This window comes from Kitasatospora sp. GAS204B, assembly GCF_029892155.1.
Taxonomy (GTDB): Bacteria; Actinomycetota; Actinomycetes; order Streptomycetales; family Streptomycetaceae; genus Kitasatospora.
Map to the genome: position 1 here is coordinate 32,108 of NZ_JARZAG010000021.1, position 14,817 is coordinate 46,924.

The window sequence follows — 14,817 nt, forward strand, 5'->3', positions numbered from 1 at the left end:
GCCGGACCGACCTGGCCTTCGGCTACACCGAGACCTGGGCGCCCATGATGACGCACCGGTCACTGGGCAGCCCGAAGTACGCGACGGGGCTGCTCGAGTTGTTGGCGAGCGTCAGGAAGAGCCGCTTGCGCCACCGGCGCATGCCCGGCGCGGCGGTCCTGACGATCGTCATGCGCGACAGGAAGTACGACACCTCGTCCACCCGCAGCCCGTGGATCTGGCCCGCGTCGGGGTGCTGCGAGGCGAGCCGCAGGACCTGCGGGATGTTCGGCTCGTCCATGAAGCCGAAGCGCGCGGTGAGGTGCGTGATGCCGTCATCGCTGTGGCCGAGGTCGTCGAAGACGCACCGCTCCGTCTCGGGGATGTGCGGCACCCGTTCCACCACGGCCGACAGGATGACCACGTTCTTGTGCAGGGTGTGGTTGTGCTCGACGTTGGCGCGCAGCGCCAGCGGGGTGGTCTCGATGTTGGCGTTGAGGAACACCGCGGTGCCGTCGACCCGGTGCACCGGCGGGTCCATCGCGTCGACCTCGTCGACGAACACGCGCAACGGGCCTTCCAGCGCCGTCCGGTTCGGGGTGACGATCTGCCGTCCCCGCTGCCAGGTGATCAGGATCGTGAAGACCGTGAAGGCGACCAGCAGCGGCAGCCAGCCGCCGTGCACGACCTTGGTGAGGTTGGCCGCGAAGAACGCGATCTCGGTCGTCAGGAACACGACGGCGCCGAGCGCGACCAGCCAGACCGGCTTGCGCATCATGACGCGGGCCACGGCCAGGAAGAGGACGGTGTTGAGCACGAACGTGGCGGTGACCGCGACGCCGTACGCGGAGGCGAGCGAGGCGGAGGAACCGAAGCCCACCACCAGCGCCACGACCGCGCCGAACAGACCCCAGTTGATCACCGGCGCGTAGACCTGGCCGACCTCGTGCTCCGAGGTGTGCCGGATCGTGAGGTGGGGGAGGACGCCGAGCTGCACCGCCTGGCGGGTGACGCTGAACGCGCCGGAGATGACCGCCTGCGAGGCGATGACGGTGGCGATGGTCGCCAGGATCACCATCGGGAACTGCGCCCAGCCGGGCATCAGCAGGAAGAACGGGTTCGAGATCGCCGACGGCGAGCGCAGGATGAGCGAGCCCTGGCCGAGGTAGTTGAGCGTCAGCGTCGGAAAGACCAGGAAGAACCAGGCGCGGTGGATCGGCGACCGGCCGAAGTGGCCCATGTCCGCGTAGAGCGCCTCGGCACCGGTCACGGCCAGCACGACCGAAGCCAGCGCCACGAACGCGACCAGCCCGTGGTCCACGATGAAGCTCAGGCCGTACACCGGCGACAGCGCCTTGAAGATCGCGGGGTGGCGCACCACCTCGGCCCCGCCGACGACGCCCAGGATGAGGAACCACACGGTCATGATCGGGCCGAACAGGTTGCCCACCAGGTTGGTGCCGTAGCGCTGGATCGCGAAGAGCAGCACCAGCACCGCGATCGTGACCGGGATCACGAAGCTGCTCAGACCCGGAGCCGAGACCTTCAGCCCCTCGACGGCCGACAGCACCGAGATCGCCGGCGTGATCATGCCGTCGCCGTAGAACAGCGACGCCCCGAAGATCCCGAGCGCCACCAGGATCACCTTGGTGCGCACGGACTTGAAGTCGAGCTTCTGGACCAGGGCGGTGAGTGCCATGATCCCGCCCTCGCCGCCGTTGTCGGCGCGCAGGATGAAGGTCACGTACTTGACCGACACGATCAGGGTGATGGCCCAGAACACCAGGGAGATGACCCCGTACACCTCGTCCGGCGCCGTCCCGACCGCGCCGTTGTCGGCGGTGAACACGGTCTGGATGGCATACAGCGGACTGGTGCCGATGTCGCCGAAGACGACGCCCAGCGCGCCGAGGGTCAGGGCGGCCATGGCCGGGCGGTGGTGGCCGGGTCTGTTGCCGTCGGGCGCGTCGCCGGGTGCAGGGGCGGTCGGGCCGACGGGCGCGCTCTTAGCGAGTTCGATACGCATGATGAAGGAAGATCATACGGATGCCGCAATCGGGCGAGGGGGTGCCCCCGGTGCTCGTCCGCGAACGCCGGCCGCCCGGCCGCCGGCTCGGGTGAGCCGGCGGCCGGGCGGCCGGCGACGAGACGTCGCGTGCGCGCGTTCGCTCGTTCGTGTCAGACGGTGACGCGCTCGGTCTGCTCACTCCGCTCGGCCGGTGCGGCCTGCTCGGCCTGGAGACCGGTGGTCTCCCCGGCGGTGGCGGAGGTGTTCTCCCGAGGCGTGGGGAGCACGGCCATGATCACACCGGAGATCACGATGGTCGCGGCCCAGGCGAGCCCGTACTTGCCGATGGGAGTACCGGAGAACGGGCCGGCGAACCAGTCGCACTTGGTGAAGGCGAGCCCGATCAGCAGCGAGAGCACCCAGGACACCATCGCCTGCCAGCAGAAGCCGCCCCGGTACCAGTACCGGCTGCTCCGGCTGGTGTCCATCAGCGCGGCGGCGTCGTAACGCACCGCACGCGACCGGCGCCGGAACATGTCCACGGCGTAGACGCCGATCCAGGCCGAGAAGGAGACGGCGAGCAGGATCAGGAAGGTGATGAAGGAGCCCAGGAAGCTCTTGGCGACCAGCATCAGCATCAGGCCGCCGACCAGCGAGATCACGGCGTTGATGCTGACGGCCATGGCGCGCGGCAGCTTGACGCCCATGGTCTGGGCGGTGAAGCCGGCCGAGTACATCGAGAGGCTGTTGATCAGCAGCATGCCCACGATCGCGGTCAGCAGGTACGGCACGGCCAGCCAGGTCGGCAGCAGGTCACCGAGGAAGGAGACCGGGTCCGCGGCCTGCGCCAGACCGGGCGAGGCCACCGCCATCACGGCACCCATCAGCACCATCGGCACCATCACCAGGCCGGCGCCGGAGACCGTCACGCCGACGATCTTCTTCCCGGAGGCGGCGTGCGGCAGGTAGCGGGCGAAGTCCGGGCCGGTGGGGACCCAGCTGATGCCGCCGGCGGCGATGGTCCCGATGCCGGCGATCATCATCGCGGTGGTGCCCGCGGGCTTGGAGAAGACCTCGCTCCAGTGCATGTGCACGATCAGGTAGCCCAGCACCAGGACGCTGAAGACGCCGAAGAGGTAGGTCGACCAGGTGTTGCAGACGTTCAGCGCCTTCCGGCCCATGCCGGAGACCAGGAACGTACAGGCGACGAAGAGGAAGAGCGTGATGACGATCAGCGCGGTATTGCTCTTGACGCCGAAGAGCAGGTCGAGAACGGTCAGCACGGCGTAGGCACCGGTGACGGCGTTGATCGTCTCCCAGCCGAACCGCGCGACCCAGAGGATCGCGCCGGGGAAGAGGTTGCCGCGCACGCCGAAGGTGGCCCGCGAGAGCGTGGCACCCGGCGCCCCGCCCCACTTTCCGGAGACCGACAGCACGCCGACCATCCCGAAGGAGGCGAGTGCGGCGCACGCCGCGACGATCAGGACCTGCCAGAAGTTCAACTGGTTGAACACCACCAGGGCCGCACCCATGGTGAGAAGCAGCACGCTGATGTTCGCCGCGACCCAGGTCGGGAAGAGCTCGCGGACTCTGCCGCGCCGCTCGTGGTCCGGGACAGGTTCGATACCGCGCGTCTCTATCGCGCCGTCGGTGTCGGCGGTGGACAGATTGTCCATGAGGGTGGCTCCGGGCGTGTGAAGCGGGAGATACATCGGACATGTGGAACATTTGTGGAACTCTTCGCGCGTAGCACGCGGTTCGAGCCATCCTACTGTGTTCCAGATGTGACCTGATTGATGCCATTACCGCCCGGGGGTACCGGTAGATGCGGATATCGGTGCGCGTCGGGTGGCTGGGGAGGGCCGGGCTTGGCCACTCTGTCCTGGTCCGAGCGAGCGAGCGGGCGGGCGGGCGAGCGGGCGACAGCGGCCCGGACGGGAGGCCTAGGAGGCGGTGCGGCCGCCGCCCCAGCGGATCGCCGCCGCACCGGCGTAGTCGCCCGCGTGCGCGAAGCCGCCGAGCACCACCAGGTCGCCGTCGGCGACCTGTCCCGAACGGATGGCGCGGTCCAGGGTGACCGGGATCGCCGCGCCGAACATGTTTCCGCAGCTGTCGAAGGTGTCAGGATGCCGATCCGCCGGCAGTCCCAGTGCCTCCCGCCAGTTCTGCAGGAAGGTGCGGTTGGGCTGGTTGGTCACCAGCAGGTCGATCCCGGTGGTGGCGACACCGAGCCGTCGGCACAGTTCCGCGACGACCTCCGGCACCAGGCGGTTGCCACGCTCCAGGACCTTGGCGATGCCGGACTCGGTGAAGCCGATCCGCAGTTGGGAGGTGCCGGGCTCCCAGTACTTGCGACCGTCGTCCAGCACGGCGGTCATGTCGCCGCCGTAGTCGGCGATGTGACGGGTCGTCACGTCCAGCACCGGTGAGGACCCCGAGGTGGTCAGGTAGCCCACCCCGCAGCCGTCTCCGGGGATCGCGGCCTGGGCCAGCCGGCGGACGTCGGACTGGGTGAACAGCTGGCCGGCGGCGCTCTGTGCGTTGCAGATCAGTGCGGTCCTGGCGTCGGTGGTGGTGAGGATCTGCCGGGCCAGTTCGAGCATGTGGACGAAGGAGGCGCAACCGGCGTTGGCCACGTCGATCAGCCACTGCGGCTTCAGCCCCAGCCGGCGAGCCACCTCGGTCCCGGCGCCCACGAACGGCGTGTCCGGCAGCTGACTGTGCATCAGCAGGACGTCCACGGAGCGGATCTCCTCCGGCCCGTGCCGCTCGATGAGCGGCTGCACCGCGCGCTCGACCATGTCCACGTTGGTCTCGCCCACGGCCACGTGGTGCCGCCGTGGGGGGACCCTGAACATGGGGTTGTCGCGAAGCTTGTCCTCGGCGCCGGGGTACTCGGTGTAGAACTCGGCGGGGACGGGCTCGCCCGGCAGATAGCCGGCGACATCGGTGAGGCTGACCGTGGTCACCGCACCACCGCCGCGCGCGGGGAGGTGCTGACCGGCAGCCCGCTGCGGTGGCGGTGTTCCAGGATCGCCTTGAGGTTCGCCATCTCCACCGTGTGGCCGGCGTAGAACAGGTCCCAGTAGTCGCCCACCCACGGCCGGTCCGCGCGCGGCGCCAGGTCGGGGTGGGGGTTCTCGTCGTAGTAGGGGTGCCGGCAGTTGGTCCAGGTGATCACCGAGCCCGGCTTGTTGAACACCAGCTGGGCGGGCACCACCCGCATCAGGTAGACCATCCAGAGCTTGTCGCCCTGGTCCCAGGCGCAGTGGAAGTCCACGGTCATGGCCTCCGGATGGGTCTCCACCTTGCAGAAGATCCGGGTCTGCTCCTCCAGCCGGTCGTTGCCGACCCACAGCCCGGGAGTGCCGGTGGGGACGAAGTTCCTTAGGCTGAACGTCCATTCCTCCAGGTGGTGACCCTGCCTCAGGTACTCGTAGGCCTGCTCCGGCGGGCAGTCGACGTACTCCTGGATCGTGCAGTACTTCCCGTAGACCTCCTCGTGCGGGTAGGCGGGTCGGGTCAACTCGGCACACCGGCCCACCAGTTGTTCCAGGTCGGTGTTCTCGACCCTGGTCAGGCCGGGGATGTCGGCCAGCTCAGCCGACTCAGCCAACTCAGCCGACATGGACGGGTCCGCGCTCATGAGTGGTCTCCTCGTTCTCGGCCGGCTCGCGGCCGGCGATGGTCAGGAAGGGCAGGAACGGTGGTATCTCGGCAGGGTCGAAATCCAGCGCGACGAACGCGGGACCGCTGCCCGCGTTGCTCCGCAGCAGCGCCTGCCGCAGGTGCGGGCCGTCCTCGGCCCGGGTCACGTCCAGGCCGGGGAACATGGCTGCCACCCCCGCGGCGATGTCGGTGGGACGGAACAGGTTGCTGGGGTGCGGGGCCCCGAGGAACAGCTGTTCCCGGGTGGCGCACATGGCATGGGCGTTGTTGTTGAAGATCACGAAGGTGACGGGTGCGGCGTGCTCGACCGCGGTGTGGACCTCCATGCCGTGCATGAAGAACGCTCCGTCACCGGCGAGCACGTACGTGCGCTGCCCGGTGGCGAGCGCGGCGCCGATCCCGGCACCGAAGGTGTAGCCCATGCCGCCCATGCCGACGGCCACCACGAAGCGGCCGTGGCGCGGGGCCGGGAGCAGGTGGATCGCGCTGGCCCCGGCGTTTCCGGCGTCCACGAAGACGTGCGCTTCGGGGGGCAGCGCGGCCTCGATCGCGGCCACCGCCGAGGCGTAGGAGGTGGCGCCACTGCGCGGGGTCGGCGGCGTCGATGGCGTCGGCAGGGGAGCGGGGCCGGCATGGTCGGGAGCCGGCCGCGGACCGGGGTCGAGCCGGCCGGCCACCATCCGCAGCGTGTCCCGCAGTTCACCGCGCAGGGAGATCCCGGGCACGAACGGTGGCTCAGGATCGATGCAGATCAACGGTGTCCCGGCCAGTGCCGGCTCCAGACCGGCGCGGGCCATGGCCGGCAGCCGGGTCCCCACCAGCAGGCAGACATCGGATCGCCGCAGGCAGTCCGGCACGTTCTGATGCCCCATCACCCCGGCCACCCCCGCGAACCGGGCGTCGTGGTTGTCGAACACGTCCTTGGCATCGGGGGTGACCGCCACCCAGGCGCCCAGGCGGCGCGCCAGCTCGGCCAGTTCCGCCCGCGCGCCGGCCGAGGCCACGCCCTCGCCGGCGACGATCAGGACGCGCCGCGCGGCACGAAGCACGCCGACCGCGTGGGCCCGGGCCCGGGGCTCCGTGCGTGCGGCCGGGACGGCCGGCGCCGGTATCGGCTCCCTGGCCTCGACCAGTGCCTGCTGTACGTCCTTGGGCAGCAGGAGCACCGCCGGCCCCTTGGGATCGCGCTGCGCTGCCGCGACCGCCCGCGCCAGCAGCTCCGGGATCGAGTCCGCGTCATCGACCCGGGCGCAGAACCGCGTCACGGGTGCGAACAGCTCCCGCGCGTCGAAGGAGCCCGCCTTGCCGCTGGAATCCTGGAACGCCCCGCGCCCCTCCAACTCGGTGGGCGGCAGTCCCACGAACGCCAGCACCGGCACCCGGGAGGCATACGCCTCCGCCAGCCCCGGCACCAGATTCACCGCTCCGCCCCCCGAGGTGGCCGCGACGACGCCCAGGCGCCCGGTGGCCCGGGCGTGCCCGTCCGCCATGGTGGCGGCGGAGAACTCGTGCTTGGCCACGACGGTGCGGATCGCGTCGCCCGTGGCGTGCAGGGCGTCGTACAGGTCCTCGATGTTCGCGCCACCCACGCCGAACACGTGCCTGACGCCGGCCTTGGCCAACTCCCGCGCCAGGTAGTCGACGAGCCGGACCTTGGCAGTCAATCGGAGCTCCTCTCCGCCAGGTCGGGCCGCACGACGAGGCCGGACGGCGAGATGGTCTGGAAGCGTCGGCGGTATTCGTTCGGGGTCAGTTCCAAGGACCGACCGAAGGAGCGGAAGAACGTCTCCGGCGCCGGGAACCCGCAGCGGCGGGCGATCTGGGTGACGGGCAACTCGGTGGTCTCCAGCAGCTTGCGGGCCCGGGCGATGCGCATCTGCTCGATGTACTGGCCGGGGGGCGTACCCACCTCGCGCCGGAACACCCGGGCGAAGTTCCGCAGGCTCATGTTGGCGCGCTCGGCGATCTCCGGTAGCGGCAGCGGCTGCTCGAGGCGCTCGAGGATCCACTCCTGCGCGGCGCGAATCGGTGCGCGATCGGCGAGTTGGGCCTCCAGGATCGCGCTGAACTGCGGCTGCCCGCCGTTCCGCTTGAAGAAGAGGACCAGGTACCGCGCCACCTCCAGCGCGAACGCCGCGCCGTGGTCGGCCTCCACCAGGGAGAGGGCCATGTCGATCCCCGTGGACACCCCGGCCGAGGTCACGAACCGGCCGTCCCAGACGAAGATCGGTTCGTGATCCACCGTCACATCCGGGTAGCGCCGGGCCATTTCCTCGCAGAAGGCCCAGTGGGTGGTGGCCCGCCGCCCCTTCAACAGGCCCGCCTCGGCCAGCAGGAACGCCCCACCGCAGACGGAGGCGACCCGGCGCGACCGGGCGGCCGCCCGGCCGATCCACGAGACCAACTCCCGGTCCGCCAGCGCGTCCTTGAGACTCCAGCCGCCAGGGACCAGGAGGGTGTCGATCGGGCCGTCCGCGTGGTCGAGCGGCTCGGCTGCGATCACCATGCCCGAGCAGGTCCGCACGAGCGGCGCGTCGGCGGAGACGACCTCGATCCGATAGCGGACACCCGTCTCGGCGAGCCGACGGTTCACGGTGTCGAACACCTCGATCGGCCCTGCCACGTCCAGTGCCTGGGCCCCGGAATAGATCACCACCACCACGCGTCGCTGATGCACGATCACAGCCTGTATCCGGCACGGGGCGGCGGCAATGACGGCCTACTGACGAATTCGGCCATGCGCGGTGGCCGGGGAGCGGCGAACCGCTACTGACCAGTAGCGTTCACGGAGAGTCAGAAGCCGATGTGAGGAGGGTCATACGATCACACCGAGAAGGCGGCTCGGCTTCTCGGGATGGCGAGCTCGATCTCGTGGAACGGGGTGTCGCCGGGGACCAGGACCGTGTGGCCGGTGCGGTCGAAGCCGACCTTGCGGTAGAGGGCCTCGGCCCGGGCGTTGTCCTCGTGGACGTGGAGGCGCACCCGTTCGATCCGGGGCTCGGCGAGCGACCAGGACCACTCCAGGGCGGCGCCGAACAACCGCTCGGCCAAGCCGACTCCGCGCGCGGCGGGTTGGACGAAGACGCCGACGACGTGGATCTGCGGTGCCTTCGCGGCCTGCCCGAAGACCGTGTCGTCGCCGGGCAGTTCGACGCGGGCCGTGACCGTGCCCAGCCACTCGCCGTCCGGGTCCTCGGCCACGAACTGCCGCAGCGACGTTCCCGCGCCGGAGGCCTCCGCGCGGCCCTGCCAGAAGTCGTCGGGTCTGGCCACGGCCTGCTCCAGCGTCTCCAGGAAGGCGAGGTGCGCGACCGGGTCCCGCAGGGCGGCCAGCCGTATCTCCTTGGCCTTGGGCCAATCCTGGTGCCGCACGGTCTTGATGGTGTAGGTCATCCCCGGATCCTCGCACCTGCCCGGATGGCGTTCGCAACAGGATTTTCCCATGTGGCACACTGTGCCGATCTTCGATGCCGGGAGCTGAGCCGACCGTGTCCGTGTTCACCAAGCGCCGCAAAGTCCGCCTCTCGAAGCACCGGATGGTCGACAGTCCCTTCGGGCCGATACGGATCAGCCATGACAGCTGGCCCTCCGTCATCGCACTCGTGCAGGGGGAGGGCATGCCGGCCGTCACGGTCCTGCCCGATCGTGACCACGGCGCCATGAGCGTCGACGGCCGGCGGGTGACCACGAGCCGCAGGACGGACCGACGCTGGGACCCGCGCCGAGCGGCGCGGACCCGCAACGCCCTGGTGGGCGGCCGCGGCTACGAGCTGAGGCCGACCGGGCTGTGCCGGGCCCGGCTCCTGCGGGACGGCACACCCATCGCCGAGGCGCGCGGCACCCTGCTCTCGTACTCCCCCTTCCAGCAGATCCCCGGGATCGACGCCAGGCTGACCTGGTCGCACGGCGTCGACCCCACCGACGTCGCGATCGGCCAGGCCATGGTGGTCGCCTTCGGCGCCGGTGCCCCGGGCGCGCTGACCACACTCGCCTTCTGCTGGCTCGACTGGATCAACTGACGTACGGCGGAGCGCGGGGCCGACGGGGCGCCGCCACCGACAGGCCGACCCCGCGGCCCGCACCGGGCTCTGTGGACACGACGGTTACCATCCACGGATGAGCGGCACCGGCGAGCCAGGGCGGTCGACACCGTCCCCACCTGCACCTACGCCCGCACCGGCGGCGCGGCGGGCGCGCGCGGTGGCGCTCGTGCTGGTCGGGCTCGCCGCCGTGCTGGCCGTCGCCGTCCGCCTCCCGCTGCTGCACCTGCCGCTGGACCCGGACGAGGGCGGCTACGCCTACCTGGCGGCGAGGTGGGCGGGCGGCGCGCGCCTCTACTCACCCGCCGCCTGGGTCGACCGGCCGCAGGGGTTGATGCTGGTCTTCCGCCTGGTGACCGACCTGTCGTACTCGGCCACGGCGCTGCGGATCGGTGCGGTGACCGCCGCCGTCGTCCTGACGGCCGGCGCGGCGGGCGCGGCCTGGGCGGCGGCGGGGCGGCGAGCAGCGGTCGTCGCCGGGCTGCTGGTGGCGGTGGTCAGCGCCGGACCGTACGTCGAGGGCTACGAGTTCAACGGCGAGCTGATCGCCTCAGCGGTCGGCACGGCGGGCGTCGCGCTGGCCCTCTGGTGGCAGCGACGCGCGGCGGCGGCCCGCTGGCTGGTGCCGGCCGGCGTGCTCTGCGGGGTCGCGCCGTTGATGAAGCAGTCCGCGCTGGATTCGCTGGTCGTGCTGGCCGCCGTGGCCGCGACCGCCGGCGGGCGGCGGGCCCGGGCGCTGCTCGCGGCGGGCGCCGGCGCGGCGGTTCCGCTGGCGGCCGCGGCCGTCCACGGCGCCGTCACCGGCTGGTCCGCCTGGTACTTCGCGGTCGTCGGCTTCCAGACGGCGGTCGCCGCGACCAGCGGATCGGGCTCGCGGCTCGGCCCGGACTACCAGACCTTCCTGCACGTGGCTCCGGACCTGCTCGGCCTGGTCGTGGTCGGCCTGCTCGGCTGCGCGACGGTGCTGCGCGCACGGAACCGTCGCCTGCCGCTGCCGCTGCCGCTGCCGCTGCCGCTGCCGCTGTTGCTGTGGCTCGCCGCTGCCGTGCTGGCGGTACTCGGCGGGCCGTTCGCGCATCCCCACTACTGGGTCCAGGCGATCGCCCCCCTCGCGGTGCTCGCCGCCGTGGCGGCGACCCGGCTGCCGATGCGCCTGCGTCCGGGCGGCGGCCGCGCGCTGGTGTCCGCCGTGCTGGTGACGGCTGCCGTCGCGGGCCCGCTCGCGGTGCAGTTCGACCTGGCGACGAAGACGCCGCAGCAGCGGGTGGCGTCCGTCATCGACGACCGACGCCTGCTGGTGAACGGGCAGCTGGCAGGCTGGTTGCGGACCCGCACCGCGCCCACCGACACCGTCTTCGCGTTCACCGCCTCCGCCGACCTCTACCTGCTCGCCGACCGCTCGACGGGTTTCCCCTACCTGTGGAACTCGGCGTTCCAGGCCGTCCCGTCCGCCGAACCCCGGCTGGCCGACTGGCTCGACGGCGCCTCGGGACCGAGCTGGGTGGTCCTCTACGACCCGCCGAGTTCGCTGGACCCCTCGGGCCGCCTCCAGGGGATCCTGGATCACCGCTACCGCCCGGCCGCGGTCGTCGACGGCGTCCCGGTCCTGCGGCGGGATCAGATGGCCTAGGGCCTGTACGGCGGATCTTTTCGGATGAGCCCGCGGCGCTGGGCGCCCGGCTGGGCGTGCGCCCGAGTCGTCCTCGTACTGGACGTACTTGGGCGATTCGGGCGTGCGTCCAGCCGGGATGCCCGGCGTCGCGGGCCCGGAAAGATCCGCCGTACAGGCCCTAGCTGCGGCGCCGCGCGGATTTGAGCCTTGACGTGCCGTGGCGTTGCTGGGTTACTTGACCTTGCCGCACGATAACCGAATGTTCGGTCGGTGCGTGGAAGGCGAGCATCGTGGCCGCAGCGCCCGCCCCGCCCCGCCGCCGACGTGAGAGAGGCAGGGGCGCGATGAGCAGTGAACCGACGGCGCCGCCGTTCCCGCGAGCCCGCCTGGGGGAGCCCCTGCCCGCGGAACTGCTCGACGACGCCGAGCGGATGTCGCGCGCGGAGCTCCAGGAGCTCCAACTCGCCCGTCTCCAGGCGACCCTGCGGCACGCCTACGAGCACGTCGAGCTGTACCGCAGGAAGTTCGACGATGCCGGGGTCACCCCCGCCGACTGCCGCAGCCTGGCGGACCTGGCCAGGTTCCCCTTCACCACCAAGGCCGACCTGCGCGACACCTACCCCTTCGGCATGTTCGCCGTCCCGATGGACCGGGTCCGGCGGCTGCACGCCTCCAGCGGCACCACGGGACGTCCCGTGGTGGTCGGCTACACCGACGGTGACCTGTCGATGTGGGCCGACGTGGTCGCCCGCTCGATCCGCGCCGCCGGCGGCCGCCCCGGGCACAAGGTGCACATCAGTTACGGCTACGGGCTGTTCACCGGCGGCCTCGGTGCCCACTACGGTGCCGAGCGGGCCGGCTGCCTGGTGATCCCCGCGTCGGGTGGCATGACCGCACGTCAGGTGCAGCTCATCCAGGACTTCGAACCCGAGATCATCATGGTCACCCCCTCCTACCTGCTCACCCTGCTCGACGAGTTCGAGCGCCAGGGGGTCGACCCGCGCTCGACCTCGCTGCGGGTCGGCATCTTCGGCGCCGAGCCCTGGACCGAGGAGATGCGCCGGGAGATCGAGGAGCGGATGGACATCCACGCCGTGGACATCTACGGCCTGTCCGAGGTGATCGGTCCCGGTGTCGCCCAGGAGTGCGTGGAGACCAAGGACGGCCTGCACGTGTGGGAGGACCACTTCTACCCCGAGATCGTCGACCCGATCACGGACGAGGTGCTGGCCGACGGCGACCCCGGCGAACTGGTCCTCACCTCGCTCACCAAGGAAGCGCTGCCGATCATCCGCTACCGGACCCGCGACCTGACGCGACTGCTGCCGGGCACCGCCAGGCCCGCCTTCCGCCGGATCGAGAAGATCACCGGCCGCTGCGACGACATGATCATCCTGCGCGGGGTGAACCTCTTCCCCAGCCAGATCGAGGAGATCGTGCTGCGCACCCCCGGCGTCGCCCCGCACTTCCAGCTCCAGCTCACCCGGCGCGGCCGGATGGACCACCTGCTCGTCCAGGTCGAGGCGCGGTCCGCGGCCATCGGGTCCGAGCAGCGCGAGGCGGCGGCCCGCGCGATCGGCCAGGGCGTCAAGGACGGCATCGGGGTGAGTGTCGAGGTCGTGATCGTCGACCCCGAGACGCTGGAGCGCTCGGTCGGCAAGATCCGCCGGGTCAGGGACCTGCGGGAGCGGTGATCCGCTGACGGCCCGCCCGGCCGGGGACTTCCGGCGCGGCCCCAACAGACTGCCTTACCCACCGCGCGGGTCCGGGTTGAGGTGAAACATGTCACGGTCCCGACCCCTGCGCCTCGCCCGGCCGGGGCGTGTAGGTTCCAGCCCCCAAGGGGAGGACACTTTTCCCTGATCGCAGATCCCCCGTCATCAGCTCCTGATCCGCTCCTGAACCGCTCCTGCGACGAGAGAGAGCCACGAGAGATGTCCGCACACGGCTCCACGCACCACCCTCCTCAGCGCATCGGTGTGGTCGCCGAGTCCACCCCTGGGGAGACCCGTGTCGCGGCCACCCCGTCGACCGTGCGTGGGCTGCTCGCACTCGGCTACGAGGTGGTCGTCGAGTCCGGGGCCGGCTCGGCCTCCGGCTTCACCGACGAGGCCTATGCCGCGGCCGGCGCGAACCTCGGCGACGCCTGGTCGGCCGACACCGTCCTGAAGGTCAACGCCCCGTCAGCCGGGGAGATCGCCCGGCTGAGTGACGGCGCGACCGTGGTCGGCCTGCTCGCCCCGGCGCAGCGACCCGACCTGCTGGAGGCGCTGTCGTCGCGTCCGATCACGGCGCTGGCGCTGGACGCGGTGCCGCGGATCTCGCGGGCGCAGTCGATGGACGTGCTCAGCTCGATGGCGAACATCGCCGGGTACCGGGCGGTGATCGAGGCGGCGCACGTCTTCGGGCGCTTCTTCACCGGCCAGGTGACGGCCGCGGGCAAGGTCCCCCCGGCGAAGGTCCTGGTGGCCGGCGCCGGTGTGGCCGGGCTCGCCGCCATCGGCGCCGCCTCCAGCCTGGGCGCGATCGTCCGCGCGACCGACCCCCGGCCGGAAGTCGCCGACCAGGTACGGTCGTTGGGTGGCGAGTACCTCGCCGTCAACGTCGTCCAGGAGACGAGCAACGACGGTTACGCCAAGGCGACCTCCGCCGACTACGATCGCGCCGCCGCCGAGCTCTACCACGAGCAGGCCCAGGACGTGGACATCGTCGTCACCACCGCGCTGATCCCCGGCCGTCCGGCCCCGCGCCTGCTCACCGCCGAGGACGTGGCCGCGATGAAGCCCGGCAGCGTCATCGTCGACATGGCCGCCGCGGCGGGCGGCAACGTCGAGGGCACCGTGCCGGGCCGCACGGTGGTCACCGGCAACGGCGTCACCATCATCGGCTACACCGACCTCGCGTCCCGGCTGCCCGCCCAGGCCTCACAGCTGTTCGGCACCAATCTGGCCAACCTGCTGAAGCTGCTGACGCCACGTCAGGACGGGCGGCTGGTCATCGACTTCGACGACGTGGTCCAGCGGGCGGTGACCGTGGTCCGCGCGGGAGAGATCACCTGGCCGCCGCCACCCGTGGCCGTCTCGGCCGCGCCCGCCGCGCAGCCCGCGGGCGCGCCGGCCGCCGTGGAGCCGAAGAAGCCCCGGCTCACCCCGGCGGCCCGCTTCGGCCTGATCGGCGCCGCGATGCTGGCGATGTTCGTGCTCGTCGCCTTCGCTCCGGCCCAACTCGCCGAGAACTTCACGGTGTTCGCGCTCGCGGTGGTCATCGGCTACTACGTCATCGGCAAGGTCCACCATGCCCTGCACACCCCGCTGATGTCGGTGACCAACGCGATCTCCGGGATCGTGGTGATCGGCGCCCTGCTGCAGATCGGGCACGAGAGCGTGCTCGTCACGGTGCTGTCGTTCGTGGCGATCCTGCTGACGAGCGTGAACATCTTCGGCGGCTTCGCCGTCACCCGCCGCATGCTGAACATGTTCTCCACCGCCCCGGAAAGGCGCTGAGTTCCG

At 71.2% G+C, this 14,817-nt stretch carries 11 protein-coding genes; 4 read left to right on the forward strand and 7 right to left on the reverse strand.

Annotation, left to right across the window (positions count from 1 at the left end; translation table 11 throughout):
* Window positions 1-22 precede the first annotated feature (22 nt).
* From P3T41_RS25700 to P3T41_RS25730, 7 genes are all read right to left on the reverse strand, one after another.
* Window positions 23-2,005 (reverse strand): potassium transporter Kup, encoded by a 1,983-nt coding sequence (locus tag P3T41_RS25700; protein WP_280692746.1) that lies wholly within the window; start codon window positions 2,003-2,005, stop codon window positions 23-25.
* A gap of 152 nt (window positions 2,006-2,157) precedes the next feature.
* A complete protein-coding gene (locus tag P3T41_RS25705; protein WP_280692748.1) occupies window positions 2,158-3,663 on the reverse strand; it encodes a cytosine permease in 1,506 nt (501 codons plus the stop codon).
* Window positions 3,664-3,930: 267 nt separating this feature from the next.
* Entirely contained in the window at window positions 3,931-4,956 is a 1,026-nt protein-coding gene (locus tag P3T41_RS25710; protein ID WP_280692751.1) for a ketoacyl-ACP synthase III family protein, read from the reverse strand.
* Window positions 4,953-5,633: an SRPBCC family protein gene (locus tag P3T41_RS25715; RefSeq protein WP_280692753.1), complete on the reverse strand. Its 681-nt coding sequence runs from the start codon at window positions 5,631-5,633 to the stop codon at window positions 4,953-4,955. The genes P3T41_RS25710 and P3T41_RS25715 overlap by 4 nt, the downstream gene beginning before the upstream one ends.
* Window positions 5,605-7,320: a thiamine pyrophosphate-binding protein gene (locus tag P3T41_RS25720; protein ID WP_280692755.1), complete on the reverse strand. Its 1,716-nt coding sequence runs from the start codon at window positions 7,318-7,320 to the stop codon at window positions 5,605-5,607. Before P3T41_RS25720 ends, P3T41_RS25715 begins: the two co-directional genes overlap by 29 nt.
* Window positions 7,317-8,333: a GlxA family transcriptional regulator gene (locus P3T41_RS25725; RefSeq protein WP_280692756.1), complete on the reverse strand. Its 1,017-nt coding sequence runs from the start codon at window positions 8,331-8,333 to the stop codon at window positions 7,317-7,319. Before P3T41_RS25725 ends, P3T41_RS25720 begins: the two co-directional genes overlap by 4 nt.
* 146 nt (window positions 8,334-8,479) lie before the next feature.
* A complete protein-coding gene (locus tag P3T41_RS25730; RefSeq protein WP_280692758.1) occupies window positions 8,480-9,049 on the reverse strand; it encodes a GNAT family N-acetyltransferase in 570 nt (189 codons plus the stop codon).
* A 95-nt stretch (window positions 9,050-9,144) separates the two neighbouring features.
* Between P3T41_RS25730 and P3T41_RS25735 the strand changes: the two genes are divergently transcribed.
* The 4 genes from P3T41_RS25735 (at window position 9,145) to P3T41_RS25750 (ending at window position 14,811) form a co-directional block, all read left to right on the forward strand.
* The gene (locus P3T41_RS25735) at window positions 9,145-9,675 is read left to right on the forward strand and encodes a hypothetical protein (RefSeq protein ID WP_280692761.1); all 531 of its coding nucleotides are present in this window, start codon (window positions 9,145-9,147) and stop codon (window positions 9,673-9,675) included.
* Between the two features lie 97 nt (window positions 9,676-9,772).
* A complete protein-coding gene (locus P3T41_RS25740) occupies window positions 9,773-11,326 on the forward strand; it encodes a hypothetical protein (RefSeq protein WP_280692763.1) in 1,554 nt (517 codons plus the stop codon).
* A gap of 326 nt (window positions 11,327-11,652) precedes the next feature.
* The gene (gene paaK / locus P3T41_RS25745; RefSeq protein WP_280692765.1) at window positions 11,653-13,002 is read left to right on the forward strand and encodes a phenylacetate--CoA ligase PaaK; all 1,350 of its coding nucleotides are present in this window, start codon (window positions 11,653-11,655) and stop codon (window positions 13,000-13,002) included.
* A gap of 240 nt (window positions 13,003-13,242) precedes the next feature.
* Window positions 13,243-14,811 (forward strand): Re/Si-specific NAD(P)(+) transhydrogenase subunit alpha, encoded by a 1,569-nt coding sequence (locus tag P3T41_RS25750; RefSeq protein ID WP_280692767.1) that lies wholly within the window; start codon window positions 13,243-13,245, stop codon window positions 14,809-14,811.
* The last annotated feature ends 6 nt before the right edge of the window (window positions 14,812-14,817 follow it).

Bases quoted from the DNA above. Each gene is read 5' to 3' on its own strand.
- P3T41_RS25700 (WP_280692746.1), bottom strand. From the start codon at position 2,005: ATGCGTATCGAACTCGCTAAGAGCGCGCCCGTCGGCCCGACCGCCCCT.
- P3T41_RS25705 (WP_280692748.1), bottom strand. From the start codon at position 3,663: ATGGACAATCTGTCCACCGCCGACACCGACGGCGCGATAGAGACGCGC.
- paaK (WP_280692765.1), top strand. From the start codon at position 11,653: ATGAGCAGTGAACCGACGGCGCCGCCGTTCCCGCGAGCCCGCCTGGGG.
- P3T41_RS25730 (WP_280692758.1), bottom strand. From the start codon at position 9,049: ATGACCTACACCATCAAGACCGTGCGGCACCAGGATTGGCCCAAGGCC.
- P3T41_RS25715 (WP_280692753.1), bottom strand. From the start codon at position 5,633: ATGAGCGCGGACCCGTCCATGTCGGCTGAGTTGGCTGAGTCGGCTGAG.
- P3T41_RS25750 (WP_280692767.1), top strand. From the start codon at position 13,243: ATGTCCGCACACGGCTCCACGCACCACCCTCCTCAGCGCATCGGTGTG.
- P3T41_RS25740 (WP_280692763.1), top strand. From the start codon at position 9,773: ATGAGCGGCACCGGCGAGCCAGGGCGGTCGACACCGTCCCCACCTGCA.